Origin of the sequence: Klebsiella sp. C349492 (assembly GCF_042055345.1) — a bacterium.
GTDB lineage: Bacteria > Pseudomonadota > Gammaproteobacteria > Enterobacterales > Enterobacteriaceae > Klebsiella > Klebsiella scottii.
Genome location: NZ_JANQCE010000001.1, coordinates 1,555,202 through 1,571,302, shown reverse-complemented (window position 1 = coordinate 1,571,302; position 16,101 = coordinate 1,555,202). Strand labels below are relative to the sequence as shown.

Annotated in this window: 12 protein-coding genes; 8 read left to right on the top strand and 4 right to left on the bottom strand. The window is 57.7% G+C overall.

Annotation, left to right across the window (positions count from 1 at the left end; translation table 11 throughout):
- Positions 1-19: 19 nt before the first annotated feature.
- From nagZ to NWP14_RS07405, 4 genes are all read left to right on the top strand, one after another.
- Complete coding sequence (gene nagZ, locus NWP14_RS07420; protein WP_375215067.1) at positions 20-1,030, top strand: beta-N-acetylhexosaminidase; 1,011 nt, start codon at positions 20-22, stop codon at positions 1,028-1,030.
- A gap of 36 nt (positions 1,031-1,066) precedes the next feature.
- Complete coding sequence (gene ycfP, locus NWP14_RS07415) at positions 1,067-1,609, top strand: alpha/beta hydrolase YcfP (RefSeq protein WP_095096443.1); 543 nt, start codon at positions 1,067-1,069, stop codon at positions 1,607-1,609.
- A gap of 236 nt (positions 1,610-1,845) precedes the next feature.
- Positions 1,846-3,150, top strand: a complete 1,305-nt coding sequence (locus NWP14_RS07410; protein ID WP_095096446.1) for an NAD(P)/FAD-dependent oxidoreductase — start codon at positions 1,846-1,848, stop codon at positions 3,148-3,150.
- A gap of 261 nt (positions 3,151-3,411) precedes the next feature.
- Positions 3,412-3,951: a glycine zipper 2TM domain-containing protein gene (locus NWP14_RS07405; RefSeq protein ID WP_052698707.1), complete on the top strand. Its 540-nt coding sequence runs from the start codon at positions 3,412-3,414 to the stop codon at positions 3,949-3,951.
- 55 nt (positions 3,952-4,006) lie between these two features.
- Here NWP14_RS07405 and NWP14_RS07400 read toward each other — a convergent pair whose 3' ends face one another.
- Together NWP14_RS07400 and NWP14_RS07395 are read right to left on the bottom strand one after the other, a co-directional pair.
- Positions 4,007-6,193 (bottom strand): TonB-dependent siderophore receptor, encoded by a 2,187-nt coding sequence (locus NWP14_RS07400; RefSeq protein WP_375215066.1) that lies wholly within the window; start codon positions 6,191-6,193, stop codon positions 4,007-4,009.
- A 254-nt stretch (positions 6,194-6,447) separates the two neighbouring features.
- Positions 6,448-7,083 carry a TetR/AcrR family transcriptional regulator gene (locus tag NWP14_RS07395; RefSeq protein ID WP_095098059.1) on the bottom strand — a complete coding sequence of 212 codons (636 nt, stop codon included), beginning with the start codon at positions 7,081-7,083 and terminating at the stop codon, positions 6,448-6,450.
- A 250-nt stretch (positions 7,084-7,333) separates the two neighbouring features.
- Here NWP14_RS07395 and bhsA point away from each other — a divergent pair, with 250 nt between their 5' ends.
- Positions 7,334-7,591 carry a multiple stress resistance protein BhsA gene (gene bhsA / locus NWP14_RS07390; protein WP_095096452.1) on the top strand — a complete coding sequence of 86 codons (258 nt, stop codon included), beginning with the start codon at positions 7,334-7,336 and terminating at the stop codon, positions 7,589-7,591.
- Between the two features lie 425 nt (positions 7,592-8,016).
- Here the strand turns inward: bhsA and NWP14_RS07385 are convergent, their stop codons facing one another.
- Both NWP14_RS07385 and mfd read right to left on the bottom strand, forming a co-directional pair.
- Positions 8,017-8,979, bottom strand: coding sequence for a L,D-transpeptidase family protein (locus NWP14_RS07385; RefSeq protein ID WP_331835520.1), 963 nt, complete (start codon positions 8,977-8,979; stop codon positions 8,017-8,019).
- 163 nt (positions 8,980-9,142) lie between these two features.
- Entirely contained in the window at positions 9,143-12,589 is a 3,447-nt protein-coding gene (gene mfd / locus NWP14_RS07380; protein WP_331835519.1) for a transcription-repair coupling factor, read from the bottom strand.
- Between the two features lie 352 nt (positions 12,590-12,941).
- Here mfd and lolC point away from each other — a divergent pair, with 352 nt between their 5' ends.
- The 3 genes from lolC to lolE are packed head-to-tail and all read left to right on the top strand — an operon-like array spanning position 12,942 to position 16,079.
- Positions 12,942-14,141 carry a lipoprotein-releasing ABC transporter permease subunit LolC gene (gene lolC, locus NWP14_RS07375; protein WP_095098063.1) on the top strand — a complete coding sequence of 400 codons (1,200 nt, stop codon included), beginning with the start codon at positions 12,942-12,944 and terminating at the stop codon, positions 14,139-14,141.
- On the top strand, positions 14,134-14,835 hold the full coding sequence (gene lolD, locus NWP14_RS07370; RefSeq protein WP_041144989.1) for a lipoprotein-releasing ABC transporter ATP-binding protein LolD: 702 nt from the start codon (positions 14,134-14,136) through the stop codon (positions 14,833-14,835). The genes lolC and lolD overlap by 8 nt, the downstream gene beginning before the upstream one ends.
- Positions 14,835-16,079: a lipoprotein-releasing ABC transporter permease subunit LolE gene (gene lolE, locus NWP14_RS07365; protein WP_095096460.1), complete on the top strand. Its 1,245-nt coding sequence runs from the start codon at positions 14,835-14,837 to the stop codon at positions 16,077-16,079. Before lolD ends, lolE begins: the two co-directional genes overlap by 1 nt.
- The last annotated feature ends 22 nt before the right edge of the window (positions 16,080-16,101 follow it).

Here is a 16,101-nt window from a genome sequence, read left to right as displayed (position 1 = left end):
GGTCAGTGTGGGTCCGGTAATGTTGGATGTCGAAGGTTTTGAACTGGATGCGGAAGAGCGGGAGATCCTCGCGCATCCCTTGGTTGGCGGGCTGATTCTCTTCACCCGCAACTATCACGATCCGGCGCAACTGCGCGAGCTGGTGCGGCAGATCCGCGAAGCTTCGCGCAATCATCTGGCGATCGCGGTCGATCAGGAAGGCGGGCGCGTGCAGCGCTTTCGCGAGGGCTTTACCCACCTGCCGGCCGCGCAGTCCTTTGCCGCACTGCTGGGGATGGAAGAGGGCGGCAGGCTGGCAGCGCAGGCCGGCTGGCTGATGGCCAGCGAAATGATCGCTATGGATATTGATATCAGCTTTGCGCCGGTGCTCGACGTCGGCCACATTAGCGCCGCCATCGGCGAGCGCTCCTATCATGACGATCCCGAGAAGGCGCTGGCCATCGCGCGCTGCTTTATTGACGGTATGCATGAAGCGGGAATGAAAGCGACCGGGAAGCATTTCCCGGGCCACGGGGCGGTAACCGCGGATTCTCATAAAGAGACGCCGCGCGACCCGCGCGCTGAGGCGGAAATTCGCGCCCGGGATATGGCCGTTTTCCGCACGCTGGCTGCGGAGCAGCGGCTTGATGCGATTATGCCTGCCCACGTTATTTACACCGACGTCGACCCGCGTCCGGCCAGCGGTTCGGCGCACTGGCTGAAGACGGTGCTGCGCGGGGAGTTAGGCTTTGACGGCGTGATTTTCTCCGACGATCTGTCGATGGAAGGCGCGGCGATTATGGGAAGCTACGCCGAGCGCGGGCAGGCTTCCCTGGACGCGGGTTGCGATATGATCCTGGTCTGTAATAATCGTAAGGGTGCGGTCAGCGTGCTGGATAACCTGTCGCCGATCAAAGCAGAGCGTGTTACGAAATTGTATCATAAAGGTTCCTTTACCCGTCAGGAACTAAGGGATTCCGCCCGTTGGAAGGCGGTCAACGCGCAGCTGGAGCAGCTCCACGCGCGTTGGCAAGAGGCGAAGTCCGCGTAGCAAACCTGAAGGGCGTTGTTGTCTGGTGAGGATACGATGATTATCTATTTACACGGTTTTGACTCTAACAGCCCCGGTAACCATGAGAAGGTGCTGCAGCTGCAGTTTATCGACCCTGACGTGCGGTTGATTAGCTACAGTACGCGGCATCCGAAGCATGACATGCAGCACTTGTTAAAAGAGGTCGATAAGATGCTGCAGCTCAACGCCGACGATCGGCCGCTGATTTGCGGCGTTGGTCTGGGCGGCTACTGGGCGGAACGAATTGGCTTCCTCTGCGATATCCGCCAGGCGATTTTTAACCCGAACCTGTTTCCCGATGAGAACATGGAAGGGAAGATCGATCGGCCGGAAGAGTACGCGGATATCGCCACCAAGTGCGTGAATAACTTCCGTGAAAAAAATCGCGATCGTTGCCTGGTGATGCTTTCCCGCAAGGATGAAGCGCTGGACAGCCAGCGTTCCGCTGAGCTGCTGCATCACTACTATGAAATTATCTGGGATAACGAGCAGAGTCATAAATTCAAGAGTATCTCCCCGCATCTGCAGCGGATAAAGGCCTTTAAGACCCTCGGCTGATCGCCTCCCTCCAGCCCGCTGTGTGAACGCACCGCGGGCTTTTTTTATCCATTCTGTGATTGCTTGCACAAAAAATGTGCGGTAAAACTTGATGCATATCAATTTTGGTATGACCAATGAACCGTTCATGTTATTCTCGATTTCGCTGAATGGTTTCAATGCTGTAACTTGTTGTTAATTAAAGGCTATTTATATAACTTTTAATTAACAATTGGTTAATAATTTTAGGGGGTCACGTGACTACACCATTGAAAAAAATAGTAATCGTTGGTGGCGGTGCCGGCGGACTGGAACTGGCTACTCAGTTGGGTAAAAAGCTGGGTCGTAGCAAAAAAGCGAAAATCATCCTGGTGGATCGCAACCATAGCCATCTGTGGAAACCGCTGCTGCATGAAGTGGCAACGGGTTCGCTCGACGAAGGTGTAGATGCGCTGAGCTACCTGGCTCATGCCCGCAATCACGGTTTCCAGTTCCAGCTCGGTTCCGTCGCGGATATCAACCGCGAAGCAAAAACCATCACGCTTTCCGAACTGCGTGACGAAAAGGGCGAGCTGCTGGTGGCCGAGCGTAAGCTGCCTTACGACACGCTGGTCATGGCGCTGGGCAGTACCTCTAACGACTTTAATACGCCGGGCGTTAAAGAGAACTGTATTTTCCTCGACAACCCGCACCAGGCGCGTCGTTTCCATCAGGAAATGCTGAACCTGTTCCTGAAATACTCCGCGGATCTCGGCGCCAACGGCAAAGTGAATATTGCTATCGTCGGCGGCGGGGCCACCGGCGTTGAGCTTTCTGCCGAGCTGCATAATGCGGTTAAGCAGCTGCATAGCTACGGCTACAAAGGGCTGACCAACGAAGCGCTGAACGTCACTCTGGTTGAGGCCGGGGAGCGTATTCTGCCGGCGCTGCCGCCGCGTATTTCCGGCGCCGCACACAGCGAGCTGACCAAGCTCGGCGTGCGGGTGCTGACAAAAACCATGGTCACCAGCGCCGATGCTAACGGCCTGCACACCAAAGACGGCGAGTTTATTAATGCCGATCTGATGGTATGGGCTGCCGGGATTAAGGCGCCGGACTTTATGAAAGAGATCGGCGGTCTGGAAACCAACCGCATCAACCAGCTGGTGGTCGAGCCGACGCTGCAAACGACCCGCGATGCGGATATCTATGCCATCGGCGACTGCGCTTCCTGCGCCCGTCCGGAAGGCGGATTCGTGCCGCCGCGCGCGCAGGCCGCACACCAGATGGCAACCTGCGCGTTGAATAACATCCTTGCGCAGATGAAAAACAAGCCGTTGAAAACTTATACTTATAAGGATCACGGTTCGCTGGTTTCGCTCTCCAACTACTCGACCGTCGGCAGCCTGATGGGCAACCTGATGCGCGGTTCAATGATGATCGAAGGCCGTATTGCGCGCTTCGTTTACATCTCCCTGTACCGCATGCACCAGATTGCGCTGCACGGCTACTTTAAAACCGGCCTGATGATGCTGGTGGGGCGCATCAACCGCATCATTCGTCCGCGCCTGAAGCTGCACTAATTCTCGGGCGCTCTGCTCCCGGATGACGGCGTTAACGCCTTCTCCGGGTTGCGGAGCGCGGCGAGCCGCCGCCCGGTCGGATAACGCGCTGCCGGGCGGTTACCTGGAATATCCTTCTGTAATATTCGCTATATCCTCTCGGATTCCTCTGAATCCCCGCTGTTTGCTGCAGATCCTCGCATTTTTCATCCGCTTTCTGATTTGCAAGCTCCCCGGGTAGATAGCAAAATTATCGCTATCAGCAACAAAGGAGGATGCCCCGTGAATAAATCAATGTTGGCGGGTATAGGGATTGGCGTGGCTGCCGCGCTGGGCGTGGCAGCTGTCGCCGGTCTGAACGTACTGGATCGTGGACCGCAGTATGCGCAGGTGGTCTCCAGTACACCGATAAAAGAAAGTGTTAAAACGCCGCGTCAGGAGTGTCGCAACGTCACCGTCACCCATCGTCGTCCCGTGCAGGATGAAAACCGGATTGCCGGCTCGGTGCTCGGCGCGGTTGCCGGTGGGGTTATCGGCCACCAGTTTGGCGGCGGCCGTGGCCGCAGCGTTGCCACCGTAGTGGGCGCGCTGGGCGGCGGCTATGCCGGTAACCAGATTCAGGGATCGATGCAGGAAGGCGATACCTACACCACGACGCAGCAGCGCTGCAAAACGGTGTACGACAAATCGGATAAAATGCTGGGCTATGACGTCACTTACAAAATCGGCGGACAGCAGGGCAAGATTCGCATGGAACATGACCCCGGCACGCAAATTCCGCTGGATAGCAACGGTCAGCTGATTCTGAATAACAAAGCGTAAAAAAGACGTTTATTGATATTTGCCCCTCATCACTCAGGATGAGGGGCTTTTTTTATCAGAAGCTCAGGGCGTAGTTCAGGCCAAAGGTGCGGCCACGGCCTTTGTACTCATACAGCGAACTGCTGCCGTAGGTTGGGCTGTAAAGCAGCGGTGCGCGCTGGCCCCAGATGGTAACGTAGTCTTCGTTCAGCAGGTTTTCGATGCTGAAGGTGAGCTTACCCAGCGGGAGCGCGTAGCTGCCGATAAAGTCGACGGTGTTGTAGCCATCAAGCTTGTTGCCGCTGGCGTCGCTAAGATCGAACACTTGCTGAGTTTGCACGCGCAGCGACCACGGGTCCGGCGCCCAGCCGACCCAGGCGGTGGCTTTCGACGGAGAGGCCAGGGTCACATCCCATTTCTGCCAGCTGCCGTCGCTCTTCACCTGTGATTTCAGAACGTTGAAGTTAGCTCCTGTGCTCCAGTCGCTCTCCGGGAAGGCGTAATCCACCGCCCCTTCAACGCCGTAAATACGACGCTTATCGGACTCAACGTCAATCGTCATATCGGTGCGGTTGACGACGATGGTTTTGTCCGACGTAGAGTAGTAGGCCGCCAGCTGCGTACGCAGGTTGTCGCCGGTGTAGCGCCAGCCCAGCTCGTAAGAGTTGACTTTAATCCCCTGCAGCGGCGAGTCCCCGACGTTGACGCTCGACAGCAGCGGAAGGTTGCCGTTAACGGCGGTGCCGTATTTACCAATGCCGTAGTATTTACCCGGATCAGGCAGCTCGACGCCCTGGGAGAAGTTAAACCAGGTCTGCTGACGGTCGGTAATGTGGGCGACAATCCCGGCGTTAAACAGGAAGTTATCGTAATCCGTTTTCCCGCCAGGAATGGCATCCGCCGAGCTGGCTTTACCGTTGGCGACGTCCTGCTGCTGCGCGTAGCCGACAAAATCATTAACCCGGTTTTCCGTCCACTGGTAGCGCACGCCGCCGCTGAGGGTGAAGATATCGTTCAGGTCATAGCTGCTCTGCAGGAACGGGGCGAGATTGGTGATGCTGTAGCCCGGGTAGCGGCCGGTGGTGTAGATGGCCTGATTGTTCAGCCCGCCGGAGGCCATCGATTCGTTGAGGTCGAAGAACATCTGGTTGGCGTTGAAGGTTTCATGATCGGCATCGAGCCCCCAGGTCAGATCCCAGCCGTCCAGCGGCTGGCTGTTGAGGGTAATTTTGGCCCCGTACTGATCGGTATCCTGCTTCGAGGAGGAGAAGCTGCTGACCTGGCCCTTAGCGAGGGTAGGGAAGGGGTAAAAGGTCAGGGATTCGTCGCGATAGTAGATCTGGCTGACCAGATTCTGGCCGTAGAAGTCGGCATCGGAATACTGCAGGCTGATCAGATGACGCTCGGTGCCGGGGACGCGGTCGGAATCCAGCCCGTTGGTGGTGTAGGCCTTGCCGTCACCGGTCACCGCCGACATATTTTTCCCGAGGTACAGGCCGTAGTCGTCGCCCTGGCTTTTGTAGTATTGCGTCACCAGCTGGAGCTGACGATTGTCGTCAATGTCGATGGTGCCAGTACCCATCACGTCGAGGCGGTCGGAGTGCTGCAAACCGGTCTGGGTGTTATCGAGGATCAGCGCATCGTTATTGCCGTCATACCAGCCGCCGAAGCGCTGATAAGCCACCGATAATCTGCCGGAGGCGTGCTCGGTACCGCCGCTCACCGCTGCCGCCACGCGTTCATCATGGTCGTTGCTGTTAGCAAAACCCGTTTTGCCGCCCAGTTCGAGATCGACCTGACGATCCTGCTGGCCTTTTTTGGTCACAATATTAATCAGGCCGCCGGTACTGCCGCCGCCGTACAGCGAAGTTGCGCCGGAGATGACCTCGATATGCTCAATATTGAACGGGTCGATCGAGTCCAGCTGACGGCTGTCGGTGCGGGAGGAGTTAAGCCGTACGCCGTCGATCAGCACCACGATGGCGCGACCGCGCATATTCATGCCGTAGTTCGTCCGCCCCTGGCTGCTGACGTCGATGCCTGGAATGAGCTGCGCCAGCACATCTTTGAATTCCTTGCCGCCCTGAACCTGCTGTTCAATTTCGTGACCCTCAATAACCCAGGTGGTCTGCGCCATTTCGGCAACGGTACGGTGCGTACGGTTGGCGCTAACGATAAGGTTTTCTTCGGCCGCCTGGGTGGTAAAGACGGGGAGGGTGGTGGCCAGCAGCAGTGGGTTAAGAACCCAGAGACGCGTGTTCATTCGCATTCCTTTTATGAGTTAACGGCTTGGTTGTAAGCGTTGTTGTTTTATTTTTTCGGCGCGGGTGCACCGATTGTTACAGGGTGAAATAAATTGTAAAAACTCAAATGCGAATTCTGCACGTAGTGATTATTGTTATCAATATCATTTACAACAAATTAACACTTAAGGATGTGAAAACATTAGTAAAATTGGGGTTAAGGCGGAGGGGTAACGCAGGCCCGGTGACTTACATCACCGGGCAGGGGAGCGGATTAGTGCTGGAGGATTTGCGGCCACAGGCGCAGGGTGGTGTCGGCAATTTGCATCAATTTAGTGAAATCGGCGCCTTCGCGAGCGCTGATCGACATACCCTGCAGCACGCAGCTTAAGAACTGCGCGAGCTGGCGAACGTCGCCATTTTCCGGGAGCTCACCGCGCAGCTGGCGCTGCTGCAGGAACTGGGTCAGGGTCTGCTCCTGCATAGCGTGCCGCGACTTAATGGTGTTGGCGATATCGGTAGAGGAGGCCGCCAGCGCCGCGGAGGTGTTGATCATAAAGCAGCCCGCCGGGGTGTCTTTACTGGTGAAGCAGGTGGCTATCGCGGTGAAATAGTCCCGCAGCGCCTGGTCGACGGACTTCTCTTCGTCAAACAGCTGCGCTTCGTGTCTGGCGGCAAAACGCGAAATATAGCGATCCAGCACCGCGCGAAACAGCCCCTCTTTATTGACGAATTCGGCGTAGAGCGTAGGGGCCTTTGCCCCGGTGGCTTCCACCAGATCGGCAAGGGAGGTTGCCTCATACCCATGCTGCCAGAACAGTGCCATGGCCTTATCCAGCGCCGCTTCCTTGTCGAACACTTTAGGTCGGCCACGGCTTTTTTTTGTGCAACTTTGAACGTCAGTTGTCATGATGCCGCCTGTACCTATGTTGGTTTGTTGAGAGGCCATTATAAAAATAAACGACATAACCTGCCAGCAGAGTCAGTCCAAAAATAAATAATTAATATATATATGAATTTTAAGTTGTTTATAAATAATTAAACGATCGTTATAAAAATGCGTTGACCTGTGATGTGGGTCACATTATTATTTACCTATCGATCGTTAGGTTAATTCTTGCGACCCTACTAAAAAAATCATCTGCATAGGTATAATAATCATGAAAAACATCAAAACGCTGACCCTCGCTGCCGTTCTGAGTTCGCTCTCTTTCGCTAGTTTTGCCGCCGTTGAAGTGCAATCCACTCCTGCTGGCCAGCAAAAAATCGGCACCGTTTCCGCTTCCGCCGGCACCAACCTGGGTTCTCTGGAAGATCAGCTGGCGCAGAAAGCTGAAGAAATGGGCGCGACTTCATTCCGCATTACGTCGGTAACCGGTCCTAACACCCTGCACGGGACTGCGGTTATCTACAAATAAGTTGTTCCCTCTGTCATGCCACTGACAAACGCGGTTCTGACCCCTTTATCAGGCCGCGGTAGTACGCAGTAAGCTGTTCCCCCTGTTGTGCCAATATTGCGAAGCGGTCCACCCCCTTATGGGACCGCGACTCGCTGTCTGAATGCTCAGCTATCCCCCAAACAAAGCGCCATAAAGAACCTGTCGGTTAAGCCGATGACGGGAATTTTCTGCTGCGCGGAATAACTTTGAGGCTGATGATTCGGTCGTTTCAGCCGCCATTTTCGCGCTGATGAACCCGTACTGAGGGAAAGGCGTACCGCGAGGATTGTTAAGGGGAAGACGGCTGTCTTCCCCTTAACCCGGTCACCTGGCGCCCGGCAGACATGTTCTGCCTGGCGTAGGGCGAACGGAATAGCACTGCACTGTCAGGCAGAAGATAGCGATTACAGCGCCTGCCCGGCGTTCGGGTGGTGACGGGTGACGTCAATCGGCATACCCGAGCGCAGTTCGATCGCTCGATCCATGACCTGCTGGTCGGTCAGCTGCGCCTGCTTAAAGGCCTGCATTGCCGCATCAAGCACGATTGGCAGCGTCTGCGGATCGTCATCAAGATGCTTTGACAGCGGCTGATGAATCTCTACCAGCCGGCTGCCGTTTGGCTCAACGGAGGCCTTAATCGGCGCGTTGATGATATTGACCCTGGTCCCGGGGGTCACTTTATTGAACAGCGCCTTAATATCATTATCGCGCAGGCGAATGCAGCCCGAGCTCACGCGCATACCGATGCCGAAATCGGCGTTGGTGCCGTGCAGCAGATAGACGCCGCCGTAGGCCGCCAGGCGGATCGCGTGGTGCCCCATCGGGTTATCCGGCCCGGCGGGAACCACGGCTGGCAGTTCGATACCCATCGCCTTATAGCGTGCGCGAATATTGGCCGTCGGCGTCCAGGTCGGGTTGGCGCGCTTATCTGACACGGTAGTCACCATCGTTGGCGTGAGGGTATCGCCCCCGAGCTGGCCGATACCGATAGGGTAGACGGTCACCTCATTCTTGCCCGGCGGGTAGTAGTAAAGACGAAGTTCGGCGAGATTAATCACCAGCCCTTCGCGCGGCGCGTCCGGCAGCAGCGTCTGCAGCGGAATGGTCAGCACGCTGCCCGCCCGGGGAACGTAGGGGTCGACGCCGGGGTTGGCCTGCAGGAGCGCCAGAAAACCAACGTTATACTTTTTGGCAATGGCCTCCAGCGAGCCGCCGTTATTCTGCACCACGTGGAACTGGTTTTGCCCCACCAGGCGGCTGCCCGGCGGCGGTAAAGGCCAGGTGTTAGCGCGGGCCGGAAGCGCCAGCGCGGCGACAACGGCAAACAGCGTCAGCCACAGAGAGATACGCGAAGAGTTTATGACCATAATAAGTAAGTGGTTATTTTTCTACGAAAACAGAGCCAAATTATGGCGTGGGGGAGTGTGGGGAAACCTTGGTGGATTGCAAAACATTTGTAAAGTTTGCTGAATGTGTCAGGTGAAAAAATGGATACGATGAATATCACCGCATCCATTTTCCCGGTCACGGTCAGGCGACGGCGTTCTCTTCCAGCTGGCGCATAAACTGACGAACCCAGTCCATACGCGTTTTACGCTCGGCGAGATCCTGCATAAACTTCAGGCGCGTCGGCCCGTCAAGACGGAAGTGCTGCGGCTGTTTCTGCAGCAGGCCAATCAGCCACACCGGGTTGACGTGGTTCTTTTCATTAAACTCAATGATGCCGCCTTTTTCATTCCCCTCCAGCTTGCGGATGCCAAGCTTTTGCGCCTTCTGGCGCAGGCGGGCGATATCCAGCAGATTTCTGGCCGCATCCGGCAGCAGGCCGAAGCGGTCGATGAGCTCAACCTTGATCTCTTCCAGCTCGTGCTCGCTTTTGGCGCTGGCGATGCGCTTGTAGAACGAGAGTCGGGTATTTACATCCGGGATAAAGTCGTCCGGCAGCAATGACGGCATGCGCAGTTCGACCTCCGTTTGCTGGCTGGTGAGATCTTCCAGCGACGGCTCGCGCCCGGCCTTCAGCGCATCAACGGCGTTCTCCAGCAGCTCCATATACAGCGAGAAGCCGATGGTGGTCATCTGCCCGCTCTGGTCCTCGCCAAGCAGCTCGCCGGCGCCGCGAATTTCCAGATCGTGGGTTGCCAGGGCAAACCCGGCGCCGAGGTCCTCCAGCGAGGCGATCGCTTCCAGTCGCTTTTGCGCATCGGTGGACATCGCCTTCGGATGCGGAGTCAGCAGCCAGGCATAGGCCTGATGGTGTGAACGCCCGACGCGCCCGCGCAGCTGGTGCAGCTGAGCAAGGCCGAAATGATCGGCGCGCTCGATGATGATCGTATTGGCGGTAGGAATATCGATCCCGGTTTCAATAATGGTGGTGCAGACCAGCACGTTAAAGCGCTGGTGGTGGAAATCGTTCATCACCCGCTCGAGCTCGCGTTCGCGCATCTGCCCGTGACCGATGGCGATACGGGCTTCGGGCACCAGCTCGGCCAGACGGTCGGCGGCTTTCTGGATGTTTTCTACGTCATTGTAGAGATAGTAAACCTGGCCGCCGCGCAGTATTTCACGCAGCATGGCCTCGCGTACCACCAGCGCATCGTACTCGCGCACGAAGGTTTTCACCGCCAGACGGCGCGCCGGAGGGGTGGCGATAATCGACAGATCGCGCATGCCGCTCATGGCCATATTCAGGGTGCGCGGGATAGGCGTCGCGGTGAGCGTCAGAATATCGACATCGGCGCGCATGGCCTTGATGCGCTCCTTATGCCGCACGCCAAAGCGGTGCTCCTCATCGACGATCAGCAGCCCAAGATCGCGCAGCTTCACTTCGCTTTGCAGCAGCTTATGGGTGCCGATCAGTATATCGATTTTGCCCTCGGCCGCCTGTTCCAGAATCTGCGCCTGTTCTTTGGCGCTGCGGAAGCGAGACAACATTTCGATGCGCACCGGCCAGTTGGCGAAGCGATCGCGGAAGTTGTCGAAGTGCTGCTGAGCGAGCAGGGTCGTCGGCACCAGCACCGCCACCTGCTTATGGTTTTCTACCGCCAGGAAGGCGGCACGCATCGCAACTTCGGTTTTACCAAAGCCCACGTCGCCGCAGACCAGACGGTCCATTGCCAGCGGCTGGCACATATCGCTCAGCACCGCATTGATGGCCTGCGCCTGATCGGGGGTGGTTTCAAACGGGAAGCCGTCGCAAAAGAGCTGATACTGTTCACGATCGTGCTTAAACGCAAACCCGGATTTGACCGCGCGCTGGGCATAAATATCCAGCAGCTCCGCCGCCACGTCGCGCACCTTCTCCGCCGCTTTTTGCCGCGCTCGCGCCCAGGCGTCGCCGCCGAGCTTATGCAGCGGGGCGCTCTCTTCCGCGCCGCCGGCATAGCGGCTAATCAGATGGAGCGAGGAGACCGGCACGTACAGTTTGGCGTCATTGGCGTAGGTGAGCATCAGGTATTCACCCTTGATGCCGCCGGCCTCGAGGGTGGTCATTCCCGCATAGCGGCCAACGCCGTGCTCAAGGTGCACCACCGGCTGACCGATGTGCAGCTCCGCGAGGTTGCGAATCAGAGTATCGGGATTGATGGTGCGCCGCGAATCCTGACGTCGGCGCGCCACGCGCTCGCCCAGCAGATCGCTTTCACAAATCAGCGCCAGGCCGCGCGGGCTATCGATAAAGCCGTGCTCGGCGGCGCCGATCATCAGATAGCGGCCGCTGCCGGTTGCCTCTTCAAGACGCCGGATATGCTTCGGCGCAACCTTAATGCGCGCCAGCATTTCGCCCAGCGCTTCGCGGCGGCCCTCGCTCTCTACCGAGAAGATAACCGGGCCGGTGAAGGATTCGAGGAAGCGGCGCAGGTTATCCAGCGGCGCTTTGTTCTGTGCCTGAATCGCCAGATCCGGCAGCTTCTGATAGCCGAGGTTGGTATGGGCCGCTTTCTCCGCCAGGCGGTCGGTTTTTAGCTGCACGCGCGGCCATTTTTTCAGCTCGCTGAACAGCTCTGCGCTGCGCAGCCAGAGCAGCTCCGGCGGCAGCAGCGGGCGCATTGGATCAACGCCGCGGCTTTCAAAGCGGGCGTGCGTTTCGCTCTGGAAACGTTCGGCGCTGGCTTCCAGCTCGCCGGTATTGACGATCAGCGTGTTCGCCGGGAAGTAGCTGAACAGCGGCGGCAGCGGCTCGTTGAAAAACAGCGGCTGCCAGTATTCGATGCCGGTAGGCAGGGTGCCTTTGCTGACCTGCTGATAAATATGTTCGGCATCGCGCTTGACCTCGAAGCGATCGCGCCACTGGCTGCGGAACAGCTCGATGGCGGTCTGATCGGTCGGGAATTCGTGGGCCGGCAACAGATTGATCGCCGCCACCTCTTCGAGCGTGCGCTGGCTGTCAACGTCAAACAGACGCAGGCTGTCGATTTCATCATCGAAGAAATCGAGGCGATAGGGCTGTTCGCTGCCCATCGGGTAGAGGTCGAGCAGGGCGCCGCGGGTCGCGTATTCGCCGTGCTCCATAACCTGATCGACATGGCGATAGCCCGCGCTATCCAGCTGCTCGCGGAGGGTATCCCGCGACAGGCGCTGGCCTTTTTTCATCACCAGCGCGTGGCCGTGCAGGTAATTATGCGGACAAACGCGCTGCATCAAGGTGCTGACCGGCACGATCAGCACGCCGCGCTGCATGGTCGGCAGCTGATAAAGGGTCGCCAGTCGGGAAGAGATAATATCCTGATGCGGCGAGAAGCTATCGTAGGGCAGGGTTTCCCAGTCCGCCAGCGCGATGACCATGCTGTCGGTAAACTGCCGAATTTCATCATTCAGGCGCAGGGCGTTTTGCATATCGGGGGCGACGAGGATCACCGGGCCGTCGTGACGTTCGGCCATTTCCGCGACCAGGGTCGCGCAGGCCGCGCCGGTTAATTCGCCGAGCTGCCGCTGATCGCCGGGTTTCACCGGCAGTGAGTATCGATATTGTTGAGACATAGCGGTTGTCAGGATCCCTTAGAGCCTATCCCATTAGGCTTTTTTATTTGCCAGCAAAGTACGCCTACCGCAATAGGCTCTGAGTGTTTCGCTCTACGATGTAAGGGCAAATCGCTGATATTCAATGCCTCTGATTATCCGCGATTGGCCTTAATTCGCCAACCCGAATGACAAAAGGAAGTTCGGCTGCGGGGAAAGATTCTGATAGATAAGAACTGACATATCAAATATCCGGTTGATTTATCTTTGTTTTTCCCCCATCTGGCGACAAAAACTTACCGTTTCAGTGATTTACGCGTTGTGCTATGACATATATACTCGTGCATCGGCTATCAGCAACCAGATGGAATACATGTACCAACCTGCCGCACTCTTTATCGGCCTTCGCTACATGCGCGGGCGCGCAGCTGACCGCTTCGGTCGTTTCGTCTCCTGGCTCTCAACCATCGGCATTACGCTCGGCGTGATGGCGCTGGTGACCGTCCTGTCGGTGATGAATGGCTTTGAACGCGAGCTGCAGAACAACATCCTGGGGCTGATGCCGCAGGCCATTCTTAGCGCCCAGCAGGGCTCAATCAATCCGCAAACGCTGCCGGAAAGCGCCGTGAAGTTACAGGGCGTCAGCCGAATCGCGCCGTTGACCACCGGCGACGTGGTGCTGCAAAGCGCGCGCAGCGTCGCGGTTGGGGTGATGCTTGGCATCGATCCGGCGCAAAAAGATCCGCTGACGCCGTACCTCGTTAACGTCAAGCAGAGCGATCTGCAGGCCGGGAAATATAACGTTATTCTCGGCGAGCAGCTGGCCGGCCAGCTCGGAGTTAATCGCGGCGACCAGATCCGCGTGATGGTGCCTTCCGCCAGCCAGTTTACGCCGATGGGCCGGGTGCCGAGCCAGCGCCTGTTTAACGTCATCGGTACCTTCGCCGCCAGTAGCGAAGTCGACGGCTACCAGATGCTGACCAATATCGACGACGCATCGCGCCTGATGCGCTACCCGCTGGGGAATATTACCGGCTGGCGCCTGTGGCTCAATCAGCCGCTGCAGGTGGATACGCTCAGCCAGCAAACCTTGCCCGCAGGGACGAAGTGGCAGGACTGGCGCGAGCGCAAAGGCGAGCTGTTCCAGGCCGTGCGGATGGAAAAAAATATGATGGGCCTGCTGCTGAGCCTGATTGTGGCGGTGGCCGCCTTTAATATCATCACCTCGCTCGGGATGATGGTGATGGAAAAACAGGGCGAGGTGGCGATTCTGCAAACCCTCGGCCTGACGCCGCGGCAGATTATGCTGGTCTTTATGGTGCAGGGCGCCAGCGCCGGCATTGTCGGCGCGCTGCTCGGCGCGCTGCTCGGCGTGCTGCTCGCCAGTCAGCTGAACAATTTGATGCCGATTATCGGCGCGTTTCTTGACGGCGCCGCGCTGCCGGTCGCCATTGAACCGCTGCAGGTGGCGATAATTGCGCTGGTGGCGATGGTGCTGGCATTGTTATCTACGTTGTATCCTTCCTGGCGCGCTGCCGCCACCCAACCCGCTGAGGCTTTACGTTATGAATAAGATCCTGCTGCAATGCGACAACCTGTGCAAACGCTATCAGGAAGGCAACGTGCAAACTGACGTGCTGCACGATGTCAGCTTCAGCATCGAGGAGGGCGAGATGATGGCGATTGTCGGCACCTCGGGTTCCGGTAAAAGTACGCTTCTGCATCTGCTCGGCGGCCTCGATACGCCGACCTCAGGCGACGTTATTTTCTCCGGCCAGCCGATGAGCCAGCTCTCCGCTGCGGCCCGCGCCGACCTGCGCAACCGCGAGCTGGGCTTTATCTATCAGTTCCACCACCTGCTGCCGGATTTTACCGCCCTGGAAAACGTAGCGATGCCGCTGCTGATCGGCAAGCAGAAGGCTGCCGATATCGAACGTCAGGCCAAAGAGATGCTGCGCGCGGTCGGCCTTGAACACCGCAGCAGCCATCGTCCGTCCGAGCTTTCCGGCGGCGAACGCCAGCGCGTGGCGATTGCCCGCGCGCTGGTCAACAAGCCGCGGCTGGTGCTGGCGGATGAGCCGACCGGCAACCTTGACGCCCGCAATGCCGACAGCATTTTCCAGCTGCTGGGCGAGCTCAATATCGCGCAACGTACCGCTTTCCTGGTGGTGACTCACGATCTGCAGCTGGCGAAACGGATGAACCGTCAGCTGGAGATGCGTGATGGCCACCTGAACGCGGAACTGACCCTGATGGGGGCCGAGTAATGGCCTCTCCGTTATCCCTGTTGATTGCCCTGCGCTTTAGCCGCGGCCGCCGACGCGGCGGCATGGTATCGCTTATTTCGGTGATTTCGACCGTCGGCATTGCGCTGGGAGTGGCGGTGCTGATCGTCGGCCTGAGCGCCATGAACGGCTTTGAGCGCGAGCTCAATAACCGCATTCTGGCGGTGGTTCCCCACGGGGAAATCGAGCCGGTTAAGCAGCCCTGGAGCAACTGGAACGACGCGCTGGCGAAGGTTGAGAAGGTCAAGGGCGTTGTTGCGGCGGCCCCCTATATCAACTTTACCGGGCTGGTGGAGAGCGGCAGCAACATGCGCGCCATTCAGGTGAAGGGCGTCGATCCTCAGCAGGAGAGCCGCCTGAGCTCGCTGCCGACCTTCGTGCAGAATAACGCCTGGGCCGGCTTTAAGCCCGGCGAGCAGCAGGTTATTTTAGGCAAGGGCGTCGCCGATGCGCTGCACGTCAAGCAGGGCGACTGGGTGTCGATAATGATCCCCAACTCCGACGCCGATCACCAGCTGCTGCAGCCGAAACGCGTCAGGCTGCACGTGACCGGGATCCTGCAGCTGAGCGGCCAGCTCGATCACAGCTTCGCCATGATCCCGATGCCGGATGCTCAGCAGTATCTGGATATGGGCAGCAGCGTCACCGGGATCGCGATTAAAGTCACCGATGTCTTCCACGCCAACACCCTGGTGCGCGACGCCGGTGAAGTCACCAACAGCTACGTCTATATCAAGAGCTGGATCGGCACCTACGGCTATATGTATCGTGATATTCAGATGATCCGCGCCATTATGTATCTGGCAATGGTGCTGGTTATCGGGGTCGCCTGCTTTAACATCGTATCCACCCTGGTGATGGCGGTGAAAGATAAAAGCAGCGATATTGCGGTGCTGCGCACGCTCGGTGCGAAAGACGGCCTGATCCGCGCTATTTTCGTATGGTATGGTTTACTTGCCGGCTCGGTCGGAAGCCTGATTGGGGTCGCCATTGGCGTGGTTTGCGCGCTGAAGCTGACGTCGATTATTAACGGCCTCGAATATCTGATTGGGCATAAATTCCTGTCCGGCGACATTTATTTTATTGACTTCCTGCCGTCTGAACTGCACTGGCTGGACGTCATTTATGTGCTGGTGACGGCACTGTTGCTGAGTTTGCTGGCCAGCTGGTATCCCGCCCGCCGCGCCAGCCGCATTGACCCGGCGAGGGTGCTGAGTGGCCAGTAATTTATCGTCATGACCCGTTAAT

What these genes read in the sequence shown, in the direction of transcription:
- nagZ (WP_375215067.1), top strand. Translation starts at nt 20, where the DNA reads ATGTTGGATGTCGAAGGTTTTGAACTGGATGCGGAAGAGCGGGAGATC.
- ycfP (WP_095096443.1), top strand. Translation starts at nt 1,067, where the DNA reads ATGATTATCTATTTACACGGTTTTGACTCTAACAGCCCCGGTAACCAT.
- NWP14_RS07400 (WP_375215066.1), bottom strand. Translation starts at nt 6,193, where the DNA reads ATGAACACGCGTCTCTGGGTTCTTAACCCACTGCTGCTGGCCACCACC.
- NWP14_RS07395 (WP_095098059.1), bottom strand. Translation starts at nt 7,083, where the DNA reads ATGACAACTGACGTTCAAAGTTGCACAAAAAAAAGCCGTGGCCGACCT.
- bhsA (WP_095096452.1), top strand. Translation starts at nt 7,334, where the DNA reads ATGAAAAACATCAAAACGCTGACCCTCGCTGCCGTTCTGAGTTCGCTC.
- NWP14_RS07385 (WP_331835520.1), bottom strand. Translation starts at nt 8,979, where the DNA reads ATGGTCATAAACTCTTCGCGTATCTCTCTGTGGCTGACGCTGTTTGCC.
- mfd (WP_331835519.1), bottom strand. Translation starts at nt 12,589, where the DNA reads ATGTCTCAACAATATCGATACTCACTGCCGGTGAAACCCGGCGATCAG.
- lolC (WP_095098063.1), top strand. Translation starts at nt 12,942, where the DNA reads ATGTACCAACCTGCCGCACTCTTTATCGGCCTTCGCTACATGCGCGGG.
- lolD (WP_041144989.1), top strand. Translation starts at nt 14,134, where the DNA reads ATGAATAAGATCCTGCTGCAATGCGACAACCTGTGCAAACGCTATCAG.
- lolE (WP_095096460.1), top strand. Translation starts at nt 14,835, where the DNA reads ATGGCCTCTCCGTTATCCCTGTTGATTGCCCTGCGCTTTAGCCGCGGC.